Annotated in this window: 12 protein-coding genes; 11 read left to right on the top strand and 1 reads right to left on the bottom strand. The window is 48.1% G+C overall.

All coding sequences use genetic code 11. The features are described 5' to 3' along the window. Positions 1 to 62: 62 nt before the first annotated feature. The 5 genes from C7R93_RS17455 to C7R93_RS17435 all read left to right on the top strand — a co-directional run bounded on the left by C7R93_RS17455 (position 63) and on the right by C7R93_RS17435 (position 4930). A complete protein-coding gene (locus tag C7R93_RS17455; protein ID WP_106840015.1) occupies positions 63 to 2318 on the top strand; it encodes a type IA DNA topoisomerase in 2256 nt (751 codons plus the stop codon). Positions 2319 to 2463: 145 nt separating this feature from the next. Next, the gene (locus C7R93_RS17450) at positions 2464 to 3129 is read left to right on the top strand and encodes a PspA/IM30 family protein (RefSeq protein WP_106840014.1); all 666 of its coding nucleotides are present in this window, start codon (positions 2464 to 2466) and stop codon (positions 3127 to 3129) included. Between the two features lie 55 nt (positions 3130 to 3184). Continuing rightward, positions 3185 to 3589, top strand: a complete 405-nt coding sequence (locus C7R93_RS17445; protein WP_106840013.1) for a DUF350 domain-containing protein — start codon at positions 3185 to 3187, stop codon at positions 3587 to 3589. A 25-nt stretch (positions 3590 to 3614) separates the two neighbouring features. After that, complete coding sequence (locus tag C7R93_RS17440; RefSeq protein WP_106840012.1) at positions 3615 to 4121, top strand: DUF4178 domain-containing protein; 507 nt, start codon at positions 3615 to 3617, stop codon at positions 4119 to 4121. Positions 4122 to 4138: 17 nt separating this feature from the next. Then, positions 4139 to 4930, top strand: a complete 792-nt coding sequence (locus C7R93_RS17435; RefSeq protein WP_106840011.1) for a DUF4247 domain-containing protein — start codon at positions 4139 to 4141, stop codon at positions 4928 to 4930. Between the two features lie 82 nt (positions 4931 to 5012). On the opposite strand, the gene C7R93_RS17430 is transcribed toward C7R93_RS17435, so the two are convergent. Further along, complete coding sequence (locus tag C7R93_RS17430) at positions 5013 to 7934, bottom strand: collagenase (RefSeq protein WP_106840010.1); 2922 nt, start codon at positions 7932 to 7934, stop codon at positions 5013 to 5015. 168 nt (positions 7935 to 8102) lie between these two features. Between C7R93_RS17430 and C7R93_RS30340 the strand changes: the two genes are divergently transcribed. Genes C7R93_RS30340 through C7R93_RS17405 form a run of 6 tightly spaced genes read left to right on the top strand, consistent with a single transcriptional unit; the run spans position 8103 to position 17599 of the window. Next, positions 8103 to 8267: a hypothetical protein gene (locus C7R93_RS30340; RefSeq protein WP_167402477.1), complete on the top strand. Its 165-nt coding sequence runs from the start codon at positions 8103 to 8105 to the stop codon at positions 8265 to 8267. Positions 8268 to 8270: 3 nt separating this feature from the next. After that, positions 8271 to 8882, top strand: a complete 612-nt coding sequence (locus C7R93_RS17425; RefSeq protein ID WP_106840009.1) for a DUF4912 domain-containing protein — start codon at positions 8271 to 8273, stop codon at positions 8880 to 8882. A 19-nt stretch (positions 8883 to 8901) separates the two neighbouring features. After that, positions 8902 to 11739, top strand: coding sequence for a 1,4-alpha-glucan branching protein domain-containing protein (locus C7R93_RS17420; protein WP_106840008.1), 2838 nt, complete (start codon positions 8902 to 8904; stop codon positions 11737 to 11739). Between the two features lie 30 nt (positions 11740 to 11769). Further along, complete coding sequence (locus C7R93_RS17415) at positions 11770 to 14175, top strand: sugar phosphate nucleotidyltransferase (RefSeq protein WP_106840007.1); 2406 nt, start codon at positions 11770 to 11772, stop codon at positions 14173 to 14175. A gap of 18 nt (positions 14176 to 14193) precedes the next feature. Continuing rightward, positions 14194 to 16155, top strand: coding sequence for a glycoside hydrolase family 15 protein (locus C7R93_RS17410; RefSeq protein ID WP_106840006.1), 1962 nt, complete (start codon positions 14194 to 14196; stop codon positions 16153 to 16155). Between the two features lie 19 nt (positions 16156 to 16174). Continuing rightward, a complete protein-coding gene (locus C7R93_RS17405; protein WP_106840005.1) occupies positions 16175 to 17599 on the top strand; it encodes a phosphoglucomutase/phosphomannomutase family protein in 1425 nt (474 codons plus the stop codon). Positions 17600 to 17884 lie beyond the last annotated feature (285 nt).

Raw genomic sequence — 17884 nt, 5'->3', positions numbered from 1 at the left:
GATCATGGCAGAAGATGATAGGTACCTTTGCTTAGAGAGTTTTTATAAGGAGCGATTATCATTTGAAGATATTAATTATTGCGGAGAAACCTGACATGGGACGAAATATTGCCGCCGCAATAGATCCTAAAGCTAAAAATCACCGCACCTATTTAGAAGGTGAAAAATACATCATTACGTGGGCAATTGGGCACTTAATTGAACTAGCGGAGCCTGATGCGTACGACCAAAAATATAAAAAGTGGAACATAAATGATCTTCCTATCATTCCCGATCCATTTAAGCTAGTGCCCAATCGGAAAACAATTGATCAGCTAAAAATGATCGGGCAGTTGGCCAAACGAAGCAATCTGCTGATTAATGCATGCGATGCCGGGCGGGAAGGTCAACATATCTTTTCGCTCATTCAGCGACATCTAAAATTGAGTCACCCTGTTAAAAGACTTTGGATCTCGGATTTGACCCCTGAAACGATCAGGAAAGGATTTGCGGAGATGAAGGATGCCGCAGCCTATGAAAACTTAACGAGGGCAGCGAAGGCTCGTAGTGAAGCAGATTGGCTAATCGGGATGAATGGCTCACGTGCATTTACGACCAAACATAACGTGCTTCTTTCTGTCGGACGAGTACAGACACCTGTCCTTGCTCTCATTTATGATCGACAGAAACAAATTGAGGCTTTCTCCTCGGTTACGTTTTTTCAAGTGGAAGGGCATTTTTCGCAGGGTGAGAGGACGTACAAGGGGATTTGGCAAGGTGATCGCTTAACCGATCCATCAAAAGCAGAAATGTTGGCTCGTAAAGTGAAAGGAAAGCAAGGGCGGATAGCATCCTACGAAGTAAAGGATACCAAGGAGTATCCATTCAAGTTGTACGACCTGACATTGCTGCAACGTGAGGCCAATGGCAAGTACGGTTTTTCCGCCAAGAAAACCTTGGACTTAGCACAGGCACTCTATGAAAAGCATAAGGTGATTTCTTATCCAAGGACGAATTCCAACTATGTGACAGAGCAAAATATTCCCGAAATGCACAATACCTTGTCTGCTTTGCAAGGCACTGGATATGACGACTTGGTAAAGGGTGCGAACCGTAGTTTGGTTCATAAAGGCAACAAGTTTATATGTAATCCAGCAAAAGTAGATGATCACCATGCTATCCTGCCGACAAATCGCAAGGCTTCCGGGCTTACGCCAGATGAGCAAAAGCTATACGATTTGATCGTTCGCCGCTTTTTGTCACAGTTCTATCCACCAGCTGAATATAAGATGCATATGGTCATAACCGAAGTGGAAAAAGAAATGTTCAAAACGTCGGTGAAAGAACGGAAAAGTCTCGGTTGGAAGATTATTTATGCCGATCAGCAGAAGGATAAGCCCAAGAATGTGAAAGGTGCGGCTAAAGAAGAGGATAAAGAAGAGATTGAGGTTAACGAGCCTTTCATCATTCTACCTGATGCCAGCGTAGTATGCTCGGATGCTATAGCAAAGGAGAAAGAAACACAGCCGCCCAAGCATTTTACGGAAGGAACGCTTCTAAAGGCCATGGAAAGCGCAGGCAAGCAAATCGAGGATGAGGAACTGCGTGATGCGATGAAAGAATCTGGCCTGGGAACTCCAGCAACTCGTGCCGCTACGATCGAACGACTGAAAAAAGTCGGTTACGTTGAAATGCAGGGGAAAAAAATTCAACTTACGCTAAAAGGCCGTTCCGCTATCGAATTGATTAGGGGAGCAGGTGTCGAACTATTAACCTCTCCTGAAATGACGGGACATTGGGAGCGCCGCTTGAATGAGATCTCCCGAGGGTCCGCCTCTGACATGCAGTTTATGGAGAATGTGAAGAAATTCGCTACGATGATCGTAGAAAAGGTTCGCGTACAATCTCGTGCTGAGAAGACCTTGTTTGAGAGTGAGAGTACCACTCAGAAAGGATCTTCGAAAACAAGAGGACGAGCTGGCGAGCGAAGTACAGGCAGATCAGGTGGCAGGAATGCCACAACAAAGACTTCAACTCGAACGGTAGCAAAAACCGCTAGTTCAACATCGAGTATCATCACCAAATGTCCACGACCGGGTTGCGGAGGCTCCATTTTCATGGGACGCAAAGGTTACGGTTGTTCGAATTATAACGCGGGCTGTAAATTCGTCATATGGAAAGAGAATTATGGACGTATGCTGACGGATACACAGATTAAAGCACTCATTGAAAAAGGCAAAACGGGTAAAATGAAGCTTGAACGTCAGGATGGGACACAATTTCAGGCAAAACTTCTATTGAAAAGCGTTGAATCGGGCGAACTTACTTTCGAGCAGTAATGTTACGTGCACTACGAAAAGCAAAGTTGAACCAATAAAATAATAAATTGTTGAAACTTACTTGCGTAATGATCGTAAATACAGGTATGACGGGGGCGGCAATATAGGCCGAACTACCTGGTACGTACTGAAGGAGGAATAATCGATGTCCATTTTTAAAAGACTTCGTGATTTGACCATGTCCAATTTGTACGCTTTGATTGAGAAAGCTGAAGATCCAATCAAAATGACAGACCAGTATTTGCGTGATATGCAGGAAGACTTGAATGAAGCAGAGAAGGCGGTTGCCGCCCAAATTGCCTTGGAAAAGAAATTCAAAGTACTGTATGAAGAGCAGGAAGCCTTGGTGAAAAAGCGTGATGAGCAAGCACACATCGCAGCACAAGCTCAGAACATTGATCTGGCTCGTCGAGCTCTGGAAGAAAAGAAAGCCGCCGAGCAAAAAATGAACGAATACAAGGACAGCTACGAGAAAAACAAGCTGGCAGCCGATGGATTGCGAGAGAAGCTGGCTGAAATGAAAAAACAGATCACCGAGCTGAAAAACAAGCGCGAAACATTAGTGGCCCGCGTCAATGCAGCCAAAGCACAAAAGACGATCAATCAGGCGATGGGTAGCTTCGACTCGAACTCGGCTATGTCTGGCTTGAAACGGATGGAAGAAAAAGCACTGCAAATGGAAGCAGAAGCAGAAGCCAGCGGCGAGATTTACAAAAAACAGAGCTCCTTAGACGAAGAAATTGCGAAGCTGAACAAGAATCAAGCCGTCGACGACGAACTGGCTGCGCTGATGAAAAAATACGAGGGGTAAACCGCTTTAGGCGGTTTCCCTTTTTTTACACCTCATCGATGTGGAGTGATTGACTTTGACGTGGACAGAAATACTGGGGATGCTGGTTTGGACAGGAGCCGGCGGCATTTTGCTTTTTGTTTTGATGTGGATTGATTCGTTGTTTACGAAATACAAAGACATCATGGAAATCAAAAACGGAAACATGGCAGTCACGACGCGTTTTGTCATGAAGCTGTTTGCGCAAGGATACATCTTATCGCAATCCATCATTACCTCCAATTTATTGTGGACAGCTTTGCTCGTGTCTGTGGTCTCCTTTATCATCTTGTTCCTTTTGGAGCGAATCGTGGAATGGCTGTTAAAGCAAGTAGCCGGACTGGACTTGGAAAAAGGAACGCAGGAAGGGAAAGTGGCACATGCCATGATGGCAGGTTCATTCCATCTCGTGGGTGCCTTGATCTTGGCTGCATGTCTGTAAGACGTGATAGGGAAGGGAGTACAGCATGAGTTTGATGAAGCGAATCCAAAACATTTTTGCCAAGCATGAGCCTCCTGCACCGGAGAAGAGCATCTTGACGGTGGGACCGGGTGATGTGGTCGATGTATCGCTCGTTACCTATCAAGTAATAGGGAAGGCGACGAATGCGAGTCGCAAAGCCACGATGCTTACGTTACAGGATGGAACGACTATTCGTTACCTGTATATCGAGGAACGGGAGAAGATCGTCTATCATCTGTATAGCGTGATTGATGGACGACTGGATTCAATAGATGAAGTACCGACCACAATCGAAATGGACGATTTGACCTACCATTTGGAGGAGCAATATAATGGCGCCGTTCAGGTTGTGGGGAAAGCTCCTTTTCATACATCAGGGGAGCAGTACATCTGGCAATTCCAATCTGATCAGCGCCAGTTGTTGCGAATCGAGTGGCAGGATGGCCGTTTCATGCTCTATGAGGGAGAGAACGTTCTGCCAGCGGATGTGCAGGTATTGCGCGGCACATAGAGAGGAGGGACAAGTACATGCCAAATCCATGGATGAAATCAATCAAGCTCCTGCTGATTCCGGCGTTGTTCCTCCTTACGCTAGCGGGTTGTGGCACCCCTGCGGTTGGCGAGACCTATCCGCTTGAATCCGTCTCTACCAAGGACAATGGACAGTCGTCACGCATCTATCGTGCGCAAGACAAGACCGTACCGGAAGTAGCCTTGGAGTTGGCGGAGCAGAATACGCCAGATGAAATCTCCAAAGAAGATCCACAGCATATGTTCCTCATTTATCCGGACGAGGTATACCATTTGCAGCAAGACGCTGCCAAGCCGACGGATACGTTGATCGAGGTCGACAGCAAAGAGTACATCCGACAAAACTACGATTCTTCGTTTTTGCAAGGATACATTGTAGCGAGTGTACTGGACGATTTGTTCGACGGGCTTAAGAAAAGTACAAAGGGCAGCTATCGTGGCTACTCCAGCAAGGACATATACAAGCCTTCCGGGACGTATCGCGTGCCTACAACTGAGGACAAAAAAGTAGCGCCGCCGATCACCAAAGAGGGTACGGGAAGTATTTTCAAGCGGAGTAATAGCAAGAACGCGGATGGTAAGGTAGGTTCAGACGGCAGTCTTTTCAAGAAGCAAGGAGAGTCGTCTTCTAGCGGTAGTTCGGGCAAAATTATTCGTTCTTCCAGCAGTGAATCTTCGAAGTCGAGTGGTTCTGTCTCATCAAAACGCTCGAGCTTTTCCCCACCGAAAAGTAAATCGCCCCCACGAACGAAGGTAGGGGGCTCTGGGCGAATTACTAAGCGCCGATAACGGTCAGTAAAACTATCATATAAAGAACGAACACCCCCAAACGATTCTTGTAACTCGTTTGGGGGTGTTTTTGTTCTGCGGATTAGCGCTTCTTGGTCTCTACCGTGTAAACAACGTCTTCATTTTGGTATTTATACACATACAAGTAGTAACGGCCTGGCTTTACTTGATAATGGGCACTTTGCAGATTTCCCTCTATCTCTTGTGGGTATGCTACAGGCTGATCCGGATTTCCTTCATGGAATAGCATCCAAGTCAAACCTTGTCCCTGCTCGGGGTTCAGTGAAATACGTATTTCTTCTGGTTTCTCTACTTGTAAGGCAAAAATATCTTGCCAGTCGTTTGCTTTCATGTCGCCGGATACAGTCGTGCCAATCGGCAATGGACCATTTGCTTGCTGGATAGAATCATTGCTCTCCATTTCTTGATAGATTTGCTCTGACGGGCTACCTTCACCCGTCACCAATAATGTAAACGGTTGGTCTTCTTGCCCTGTACCATACGTATAAGCAGTCACATAGTATGTCCCTGGTTTCGCATCAAATGATCCGATCAGCTTGTTGCCTTCACGCTTGTTCGGATAGGCAATGTAGTTCTCTCTATCGGACTCGTGGAAAACAAGCCAAGCGACCCCATCTCCTCGTTTCGTTTCCATCTCTACTTGAAGTTGTTGGGCTGATTTCACATCGAGACGGAACTCCTGACTCGGTTTTTGAAGATTGACGGTACCTGTAATCTGCTTACCCAATGAAATAGACGTTTCGTCAGGGGTAGGCGTTGGATTCTCTGTCTCAGGTCCATCTTCATGAGCCATCTTCCCGTGGAACACGACATCATAGGCAAAACGTCCATCCTTTGTCGTACGATAATTGGTGAAGTAGCTCGTTACTGTGTCATAGCCATTCCAAGAAAGACCCGATAGCTCCTTGAGGAATCCATCTGTGAGGCGGTTCATTTCTTGCCAATCCTGATATTCCCCTTGGGAAGCTCCACCTGTATAGACCCCACGCAATGTGAAGCTTCGGAAATCCCCAGAGTCTTTTTCATCTGTTTTCACATCCGTCAGCGAGGCAACCTGTGCGATTTGACGATAAATCTCTTCTTTGCTCGTGACGTCCACAGTCTGTAAGTAATCATCTGAAACAAGAGGAACATCCAACTCTTCATACTGGTCGATCAATTCTTCTAAGGTATCTTGATAGCCACGTTCAAGAGCTCGATCACGGCTGAATTTTTCGATCAAGTCATCATAAGCAGATACATCATTGGAACGGATCGTATCATTGATTTCATCCAAACGAGCAAAATCATTCTTGAACATATGGTACTGTAGCGCGAATGAGTAGTCGTAGAATGCCATGGTTCCGTATTTGGCACGCATCATATCGGCCGCGGTGTAATCGAGATAAGTCGCTGTATTTCGAAGGTTGCCTACAATTGATTGGCGAGGCTTGATTCCTTCTGTTCGGGTAGCACCCGCGTAAAACTCAGCTCCGCCTTCCTCATACCAAGGCAAGCGGCTGTTCTCATAAATCTCTCCCTGTCCCCACATGCCCGGCACTTCATATCTTCCTTGCAAATAGTGTACGAATTCATGACGGAACAGCTCTTCCAGACTGTAAATGCTTTGTTCTTTTGTCCGATCATAGGTAAAGAAAGTACCAGTACCCTCAATGTAGATACCACCATTGTCGGTATCGTATCCGTACAAGAAGCGATTCATTTTATATTCATCAGGCGTATTGTAGATGACGATGGTCAGTACATCATCAGGATTACCTCTCTCTAGCTCCTTGTCATTGCCGATGACACGATGAAATTGTGCTTTCACTTCTTTGGATGCCCAGTACAACCGCTCAACCTGTTCTTCTGTCAGTTTATCTCCCGTTTTGAACACAACCGCTCCGTCATCAAAAGTAAATTGCTGCGGAAGGTAATGCTTTTTACCTTCTTTCTTCATTTCATCGAGGTCGATTTTCTTCCCGTTGGCGTCCTCGCCATATGCTTCCTCGATTTGTTGCGCGGCAGTGAAGTATGGCTCGCTCCACTTTTTATAAGTTTTCATCGCTTTCGTCAATATATCATTGGCTTTATTGGGATCACTGTAGTAGTTTCCTAATTTCCCTGTGTAATACAGGGCATTGTTCGTCAACCATACTCGATCGGCAGAAGTGTCACCATTTTCTGCCATGTCAAAAATGGGGTCAAGGAATGCGTCGATACTCCCTTTCAGTTCGTCTTTTTCTGAATCATCTATTCCCCAAAGTAGAACATAGCCAACACCTTGAAGGACGCTGTAAAAGGCATCGCTTGCCTCACGATCATCTGACCATTTATCCCTATCATTGTTAAAATCATCCATTATTTTTGACAGAAGGCCAATTGTCTCAGAATCAACAGTCGTGTTGCTAATCAATTTACCTGTAGAACTAATAATTTCATTCTGAGTCTTTGTACCTAAGCCGAAATTTTGATTGGCAGTAATTGCTTGAAGAGCTGGAATAATCTTTTGCTTATACTTTGGCTCCATCAAATACTTTAAGCCGTCATTGTAGTACCCCAAGTAATACCCCGAACGCAATACCTCTACAAATGTATGTATGCCTTGCTCGTCATCCTTGGTGAAGCTCTTGCCACTCTCTGCCAATGCATCGATGATCGCCTGAACCCGATCTCGATCTTCATAAAATTCCTGCGTGTCATCGTTATACGTAAACAATTCAGGGATTTGTGTCCAACTGATTTCCTTCAACAATTCAACCAGCTCTGAATGATCCAATGTATTCAGATGCGAGATGCTGTACTTCTCCTGTTTCGCTGCTTGGCGTAACTCTTTTTTCGACATGTTTTCCTGAACGGGTGTATGCCCTATCTGCGAATCATTGCTCTCTTGGGATGGGCTTGGCGGCGTACTTTTGGCTTGAGCTGCTAGTGGCAAGCCTGTCGCTACCGCTGAGATTGCTATTGATCCTGCTGTTACCACGCTAATCCATGATCGATTCATTATTTCGTTGGCTCCTTTTTCATTCTTTTTGGAAGTGGAATTGAATATTTTATAGTATCGGTATCCAACAAGAAAATCCTTACAAATAAAACAAAAGATGTTGGAATATAGATCTTTCTTCCTATTTGTCAAAAAGAAAAGAATGTCTAGAGAAGTGGCTTTGTAAGAATGGAAGGAGAGCGACTTTTGTTTGCCTTTGACGAAAACCTAATTGGTGATCGACAAAAGAAGAAGGGATATGCATCCAGCATTCGACAGTCTTTGTTAGTAGCATTGGCTATGATTGACATTGGGAAAGCACAGATAGGCGAAGTTGGCGGAGGAGAGTGCTAGAAGATGCTGGAAAAAATTCTCGAACTGCGTTCACAATCCATGTCCATTGCACAAATTGCCAAAGAGTGCGGTTTGACGATCGGTCAAGTAAAGTATCGCCTGCAGAAAGACCGTGCGAAACCAGTGACACCACCTCCCGCTAGAACGGAACTGGACTGGCAATTGCCTGTGTTTTACGGCAGAGACATTGTCAAAGTCATGGTACAAAGTCCGACTACGTTATTAGTCTATTGGGAAATCACTTGGCCGCGCATGAGAATGATCGCATCGTACCTGCAAGCCGATTATCGTCATATCCAAAAGGGCTTGCGTCTGTATGATGTAACGGAACGCTACTTTGATGGAAAAAATGCGCATTTCGTCCGAGATGTGCTCGTACATGAAGAGGCTCACTCCTGGTACGTGAAAGATATAGACCCAGGACGTACATACATCGTTGATTTTGGTTTATATGAACAGAATCGGTTTTGTCCGATATTGCGCTCGGAAGCGGTAGTTACCCCACGCAATTCAAAAGCTGATTGGGGGGAACCGTTAGTTGAGCCCGTCCATAATCCAGCTACCCCTTCCTGGTTTGAGAACTTTTCCTCCTACTCGTTGTATGCCAAAACATAAAATAAGTGAGGTGTCATTTGTGCACAAAGGTTATCTCTCCCTCGTGTTGCATGCCCATCTGCCTTATGTCCGACACGGGGATCGGGACGATCGCCTGGAAGAGCGCTGGGTGTATGAAGCCATGCTAGAATGCTATCTTCCCTTGCTCATGGTTTTCGACAAGCTTCTCTCGGACGGCATCGCTTTTCGCATGACCCTTGCTATTTCCCCGACATTGCTTTCCATGCTAGACGATGAGCTGATCGTGGCACGCTTTCGCACACATCTAGCGAAGACCGTTGAATTGGCTGGGAAGGAAGTCAAACGAACCGCAGATCACCCCCAGGAACACCGTATCGCCAAAATGTACGTGGAGCGTTTTCGAACCATCATTGCCTATTGCCGCAAGTGGGATTTTCAACTGATCAAGGCCTTTAGGCATATGGCAGACAGCGGATGCCTCGAACTCATCACTTGCGCAGCAACACACTCCTTTTTGCCCTATGTGGAAACAGAAGAGGCGATTCGGGCACAGCTTCAGGTGGGGATTGATACCCATGAGCGGATTCTCGGAAGTCGTCCGAAAGGAATTTGGCTTCCAGAGTGCGGGTATACACCTGGACTGGATCGTTTGCTGAAAGAGGCAGGGCTACGTTACTTCTTTGTAGACAGTCACACGATAGAGCATGCGACGCCTGTACCGCGCAGAGGGGTGTTGGCTCCTTTGTTCACGCCGCATGATGTAGCTGCCTTTGCCCGAGATGAAGTGGCTTCCCGCCAGGTATGGAGCGCAAACGATGGTTATCCAGGGGACTATGACTACCGTGAATACTACCGGGATATCGGATTTGACAGGGAGATTAGCTACATCGAACCGTACATCCATCCTGACGGCATTCGCGTGCATACCGGTTTAAAATACTATCGCATCACCGGAAAAGAAGGGGATAAAGACTGGTATGAGCCAAGCTGGGCGCGCGAAAAAGCAGCGTCACATGCGGGACACTTCCTGTATCACCGGGAGCGCCAAGTGGAGGAAGCCAGTCACTGGATGGATTACAAGCCGTTAGTCGTCGCCACTTATGATGCGGAGCTGTTTGGGCATTGGTGGTTCGAAGGTCCGCAGTTTTTGGATGATCTCATGCGAAAAACGGTTTTTGATTCAAAAGAAGTAAAATTAATCACACCCTCTGAATATTTGGAGGAGTATCCAGAGCAGGATCGCGGTCACTTGTCTATGTCTACGTGGGGAAGAAATGGCTACGGAGAAGTCTGGTTGAACGAGAATAATGGCTGGATATACAGGCATCTTCATCAAGCAGAGCGGGAACTGATCGGAGCGATTACGACCTTTTATGAAAAAAAAGGAGATCAGCTTGCCTTACGATGCCTCAAGCAGGCCGCCCGCGAATTGATGCTGGCCCAAAGCAGTGATTGGGCGTTTATTTTAGACGGTCAAACAGTCGTAGAGTATGCGGTGCGGCGCGTTCATGACCATTTGGTTCGTTTGCAGTCTCTCTTGACTATGTATCGAGAACATCAACTGGATGAAGAGGCGATTGCGCAAGCAGAAGCTGACTTTCCGATTTTTCCTCACTTGGATATCACGTACTATTTGCCTAAACAAACGCATAGAGTGAACGTATCGCGTCAATTGGTAGCGGCTGCGCAAGATCAGTCTCTTGCAAAAACAGTTTTGATGCTTGCATGGGAATTTCCCCCGCACGTGGTGGGGGGGCTTGGTCGAGCTGTCTATGATCTCGCTAGGCATCTTGTCCAGCAAGGAATAGTGGTGCATGTGCTGACACGTGCGTCAGATTCATGCTCCATAGATGAGACGATGGAAGGGATTCACGTACATCACTTGCCTACGTACATCCCCCAAGAACAAGCTGACTTTCTTTCATGGGTGTTTCAGCTGAATTTGGCGATGGTCGATGCTGCCTCCCAGCTCTGGTCAATCGGGGTGCGGCCAGATGTCATCCACGCTCACGATTGGCTAGTCAGCTGGGCAGCGATCGAACTGAAACAGAGGCACTCTCTTCCGCTCGTCAGCACGATTCATGCTTTGGAACATGGTCGTCACCAAGGCATTCATACACCGTTGCAGCGAAGGATTCATGAGTGTGAACGTTCGCTAACACAAAGCTCTGACTCAATTATCGTTTGCAGCAAGTATATGGAGTCGGAAGTCATGCGCCTGTTCGGAACACCACCATCCCAATTGCATGTCATTCACAATGGTGTCGATCTCATTCCCCTACCAGATGTAAATCGTGAGCAGCTTCGGCAGGAATTGGTGATAGGTGATGGTCCTGTTCTCTTTTTTGTAGGGCGCTTGGTTCAGGAAAAAGGTGTTCACCTGTTGATGGAAGCCATGGCAAGGCTGCGCGATGAGTTTCCCCATGCGAAGTTGCTGGTAGCCGGAAGAGGACCGATGCAAGACGAGTGGATACAGTTGGTCCATCAGATGGGGCTTTCTGAGCAAGTCCGCTTCGTGGGCTTCGTAGACGATGTAAGGAGAAATGAGCTGTTCGCATTGGCTGATGTGGCGGTATTCCCGAGCTTGTATGAGCCTTTTGGAATTGTTGCGCTGGAAGCTATGGCTCTGGGTACGCCTGTTCTGGTTGCGGATACGGGAGGGCTGAGAGAGATCGTTCGCCATGGCGAAAACGGCGCTATGATGTATACAGGCGACCCCGAATCGCTGACGAATCAACTCCGCTGGCTACTGCGCGACCCTGATCAGCGGCATCAGCTGGCCCAGACGGCAAAGCAAGACGTCAAACAGTTTTATAACTGGACCATTCTGGCTAGTCAAACCATCGAGATATACCGTTCACTTGGCGTACCCGCGGAAATCGGCATGACAACATAGATTGCAACGATGAAGGAGGAAGGACAGAAGATGAAGGCAGTAATCATGGCTGGGGGAAAAGGTACACGACTACGTCCGTTAACATGCCACACGCCAAAACCAATGGTGCCACTCTTAAACCGGCCTTGCATGGAGTACACGATTGATCTATTGAAAAAGCATGGGATTACAGAGATAGCAGTGACACTCCAGTACCTGCCTGATGTCATCCGCGATACGTTTGGTGATGGATCTCGCTACGGTGTTTCGCTCGTCTATTTTGAAGAAACAATTCCTTTGGGCACGGCAGGCAGCGTAAAAAACTGCGCGGATTTTCTCGATGAGCGCTTTGTTGTGATCAGTGGGGATACGTTGACAGCCATCGATTTGTCGGCAGCCATACGCTTTCATGAGCAAAAACATGCACTGGCTACGTTGATTTTGACTCGCGTAGAGACACCGCTGGAATTCGGAGTTGTCATGACAGATGAGGGCGGACGCATTACCCGCTTTTTAGAAAAGCCGAGCTGGGCGGAGGTTTTCAGCGATACGGTGAATACCGGAATATACGTTTGCGAGCCTGAGGTCTTGTCATATATAGAAGAAGAGCGAGAAGTGGATTTCAGCAAGGAAATTTTCCCGGCCTTTTTACAAGCTGCAAAGTCTTTATACGGCTATGAGGCAAGCGGTTATTGGTCTGATATTGGCTCTTTGGAGGTTTATCAGCAAGCCCAGTTTGACTTGCTGGACGGACGCGTCGGTCTCGAAATAAAAGCACAGGAAATCGCGCCACGCATTTTCTTGGAAAATGATGTTCGCATCGATTCATCGGTCCGTTTAGAGGGCCCTGTCTATATTGGTGAAAATGTACACTTGCAGGCTGGAGTCGCCGTTGGTACTTATTCCATTCTGGGAAAAAATACCGTGATTTCTTCCGGTACAAAGCTGTCCAGGGCGATTATTTGGGAAAATAGCGTCATTGGGAAAAAAACAGAGATCACAGGAACGACCCTTTGCCGCAATGCCCGAATTGAAGATTGTGTACAACTCGGGGAAGGGGCGGTTATCGGAGACCATTGCCACATTGGGGCGAAGTCGGTGGTAAAGGCAGGGGTCAAAATTTGGCCGGATAAGGAAGTCGGGGAAAACGCGACGGTCACCACCTCGCTTATCTACGGTGCCAAGCAAACGAAAAATCTGTTTGGGACGCATGGAATCAAGGGCATTGGCAACGTCGACATCACGCCCGAATTCGTCACGAGACTCGCTGCTGCCTACGCGTACTTACTCCAAGCAGGGAATAAAATCGCGCTCTCGGCATGCTCGCACCCATTTGCTCAACTATTAAAGCATAGCATCATGACGAGTTTGTGCTCTTCCGGAATTGATACGGTCGATCTCGGGATTGGCAATTCACCCTTGATCCGATACGGCGTACGCTCTCTGGCTTGCAAAGGCGGCATTCATGTTTATATGGCAGAGCCAGTGGATGATAAGGAGATTGTCATCCAATTCATCGATCATGCGGGCTTGCCGATTTCCCGTGATATGGAGCGCAAAATTGAGAATGCTTACTGGCAAGAGACTTATGTTCGCAACCTGCATCGGTTGGGAACACTGCAAGTCGAGCATCAAGTACAGGAAGCTTATCTTCACGCTTTGATCGAACAGTTGAATGTATCGTCCATCCAGCGTCAGCGCTTCCACCTGCTGATCGATAGTGAACAGCGTTTTTTCCCGACGTTTCTTGCGCCACTTTTGCATACACTGGGAGTCACTGTACATTACGGCTCCATCCAAGACGGTATTCGTAATAAGGGAGCAGATATAGGGGTTCGTCTCGATAAAAATGGCGAGCAATTTGCCTTGTTTACCGAGCATGGAGAGAAGCTCACGAATGAGCAGATCACGGCTTTGCAGCTGCTGGCTTGTAGTGGTCAACACCGACGCATCGGCCTTCCTGTAAGTGCACCGATAGAATTGGAGCATATGGCCCAGCTGTTGCAAATGGAGGTTGTACGCACCAAGGTCTCTCCGCGCTCCATGATGGAGGTATCTAGCGAACAGCGCTTTCATCCAATGTTTGATGCCGTATACAGCCTCATGCGAATTCTTTCCTATCTCGCTTCTGAGGAAAAACCGCTCAGCGTTCTCCTGGAGCTGTTGCCCGCGTGCCATATGGAGAAAAAGACTGTCTTTTGCCCATGGGCAGCAAAAGGGAAGGTTATGCGCAGAGTGATGGAAGAAAACAAAGGTAAGCTGCTGGAGCTCGTCGATGGAATCAAGGTATACGATTCGAATGGCTGGGTGCTGATATTACCCGATTCAGAGGATTCGCACGTAAAAGTGATTTCGCAAGGGGCGACGGCAGAGACCGCAGCTACGCTTGCTTCTTCCTACGCGAGGCGAATTGCCGAATATCAGTTTCACGAAAAGAGAGAGATCGACAGCCTATAACGAAAAGGACGTGAAGGCATGCCGAGACCACTCGTCGTCGGGAACGGAAAGCTGCTGATTAATTTTGATGACAAGCTGCACATGCGAGATCTCTACTTTCCGTATGTCGGTCAGCTGAATCATGTCGGGGGACACTTTAGCAAGCTGGGGATTTGGGTGCAGGGTCGTTTTTCCTGGCTGGATGAAGACGGCTGGACGCGAAGGCTCGGATACGGACAGGAGTCTTTGGTGACAGATGTTCATGCGCATCATGAACATCTGGGCATCTCCCTGCAAATCGCGGATGGGGTACATCAGCGTGACCCGATTTATTTGAAAAAGGTGGGCGTTCGGAATCTTGCGAGCGAGGTGCGGGAGGTCAGGCTGTTTTTTAATCACGACTTCAGCTTGAATGAGACGGAGGTAGGAGATACTGCTGTTTTTGATCCCCTCCTGCGCACCATTTATCACTACAAGCGCAATGTGTACATCATGGCAAATGGAAAAACGGATACGGGTGGGATCGATCAATATAGCGTGGGAATCAAGCGGTTCAACTATGCAGAGGGGACCTGGAGGGACGCGGAGGATGGTCTTTTGTCTGGCAATCCGATAGCACAAGGCTCCGTAGATAGTACGATCTCCTTTTCCCTTATGCTGCAACCGCAAGAAGAGAAGACGCTCTTTTACTGGATGTGCATTGGTGAATCGTATGAGGATGTCAAAATATTGAACCAGTATGTACTCGAAAGTGATCCGGAACGTTTGCTCAATCGGGTAGCGGTGTATTGGCAGCGTTGGGTGAATAAGGAAGAGCGGGACTTTGCTGATCTTCCAGCAGAGGTTGTTAATCTGTACAAGACCAGCTTGCTTCTCGTGCGCACGCAAATCGACCAGAACGGGGCTATTCTTGCTGCGAATGACTCGGATATTCTCCAATTCAATCGCGACCATTACAGCTACATGTGGCCAAGAGATGGGGCATTGATTGCGAGCGCGATGGCGAAAGCGGGCTACACGGGAGTGGTCGCACCATTTTTTCGATTTTGCGCGGACGCATTGAACAAGGAAGGGTATTTGCTGCACAAGTACAATCCAGATGGGTCTGTCGGCTCCAGTTGGCATCCGTATATCGTTGACGGAGAAATTCAGCTGCCGATTCAGGAGGATGAGACGGCGCTAGTGCTGTACGCGCTCTGGGAGCAATACAAGAGCGGCAAGCAAATTGAGGACTGCCAAGCGCTCTATCCCACGCTGGTTCGTCCGGCGGCCCGCTTTTTGCTGGAGTATGTCCATTCAGAGCTGCAACTCCCAAAACCAAGCTACGACTTATGGGAAGAGCGACGGGGAATTTTTACGTTTACCAGCGCTACGGTTTTCGCAGGCTTGATGGCTGCGGCTCGTTTCGCCCAGCTGTTCGGGGATGATCGACGCTACAAACGCTACGCGGAAGGGGCAGAGAGCATTCGCGGGGCAATGGAAACGCATCTGTACGACCCTGAAATCGGGCGTTTTCTGCGTGGGATTTATGTAAAAGCAGATGGGAGTGTCGAAAAAGATTTCACGGTGGAGAGCAGCTTGTTCGCCTTATTTGCGCTTGATGTGTTTTCTGTAGACGATCCGAGAGTCGAGCGAACGATGGAAGCTGTCAAAAAGAGTTTGCGGGTAGACACTGCGATCGGTGGAATAGCTCGCTACCAAGGGGATTACTATTTCAAAAAATCGCATGACACGGCGAAGGTACCGGGCAATCCGTGGATCATTTGCACCTTATGGGTGGCTGATTGGGAAATTGCCAAGGCGAAATCGATCGATGAACTCCAGGAGCCAAAGAACAGACTGGCCTGGGTCGTACGCCATGCCTTACAAAGCGGCGTGCTATCCGAACAGCTCGATCCGTATACAGGTGCACCAGTATCAGTTGCACCGCTGACGTGGTCGCATGCTACTTATGTTGCCACTGTTTTGCGTTATTTGGAGAAGGTGAATGAGTTGCGGTAACGAGGGGAGAGATGAGGAGATGACAACGATCCGGTTCGGTACGGACGGTTGGCGTGACATAATGGCAGATGGCTTTACTGTCGAGAATGTCCGCATTGTCGCACAAGCCATCGCCAGCTATACCAAGGAAATCGGACAACAGGAGCAGCCAATTTTGGTCGGGCACGACACGCGCTTTTTGGGGAGACGTTTTGCGGAGGAGGTTGCTTGTGTCCTGACCGCCAATGACATTCGAACCTATTTGGTGAACGAAGCAGCGCCAACGCCTGCCGTAGCCTTTGGCGTGAAGCATTTTGCAGCGAGTGGCGCAATCATGATCACGGCAAGTCACAATCCGCCCGAATATAACGGCATCAAATACATTCCGGAGTACGCAGGACCTGCAACGCCTGCGATCACGCAAAGATTGGAAGAGTGGATCACCCAAACCTGCCAGGAGAAAGCAGTGCGGACGATCTCCCTCGCGGAAGCAAAGACCCGCAAGCTTCTGCAAGTCATTGTGCTGCGGCCTCATTACGAGGCGCATCTTAGACGGATGATAAACATGGACGTTTTGCAAAAGTCTTCCTTGTCCGTTGTTGTCGATGCCATGCATGGTGCTGGCATGGGCTACGTGAGCGGTTTTTTGTCAGAGGCCGGGGTGAAAAACGTCGGAATCCGAGAAGTCCCAGATGCGGCTTTTGGAGGGGATTTGCCTGAGCCAAACGATAAACATTTGCATTTGCTAAAAAAAGAAGTGGTAGAGCGCCAAGCATCTCTTGGTCTTGCCAATGACGGGGATGCGGATCGCTTCGGAGTCGTCGACCGCTTTGGACAGTACATTACTCCAAATGAAGCACTTGTCCTCCTGACCTATCATTTGCGAAAAAATCGAGGCTTGACCGGACGAATTGTCAGGACAGTAGCGACCACGCATCTACTGGATCGGATGGCAAAGCATTACGGTCTTGAGCTGGTGGAGACGCCAGTCGGCTTCAAGTACGTCGGGGAGGAAATGCGCAAAGGCGATGTGCTCATTGGCGGAGAGGAAAGTGGCGGGGCCAGTATTCTCGGTCACATCCCGGAGAAAGACGGCGTACTCATCAATTTGTTGCTCGCCGAGATGTGCGCGTATGAAAACAAAGGAATCGATCAAATATTGCGAGACGTATACGAGCAGTTTGGCGAGCTGTTCCATACGAGGCTTGACATGAATCTGCCGGAAAAAGATCAATGGATCCAGCAAATAATCGCCAAGCCACCTGCACTCATTGGTCCTTATCAGGTATTAGAGACTCAACGAGTGGATGGGGTCAAGCTGTTGCTCGAGGAAGGACATTGGGTCTTGATTCGCCCGTCTGGCACAGAACCGCTGGTACGCATCTATTGTGAAGCAACGAATGCGACTGCCTTGCAGAAGCTGCAAGATGCGATTCGCGAATGGTTTTTGGAGATTAATGTGTAAAAAGGATGAGAGGAGAGCCTGCATGGAATTGTGAGGTTCTTCTTTTTTTGTAGGCTCCTGTTATGTAGCTGCGGTGAAGAGAAGAATATTTCCAGTCTAGGCTCCAGGCTCCGTCCCACGGGAAGCCTGGACTGCCCGCTCCGAAGTGATTAGCGGGGAAACGCAAAAGTGGTAGCCGCTTCGATGTAGGGGCACGTTGCGTTTCTTTTACCCGCTAATCCCTTCTCCGCTCGGTAGGACTCCACAAGTCGCTACGTCTGGAAATATTCTTCTCTGACGTAACTG

The organism is Brevibacillus fortis, from assembly GCF_003013395.1.
Lineage (GTDB): Bacteria > Bacillota > Bacilli > Brevibacillales > Brevibacillaceae > Brevibacillus > Brevibacillus fortis.
The sequence above is the reverse complement of the archived record's forward strand: the minus strand, read 5'-3'. Positions and strand labels throughout refer to the sequence as shown.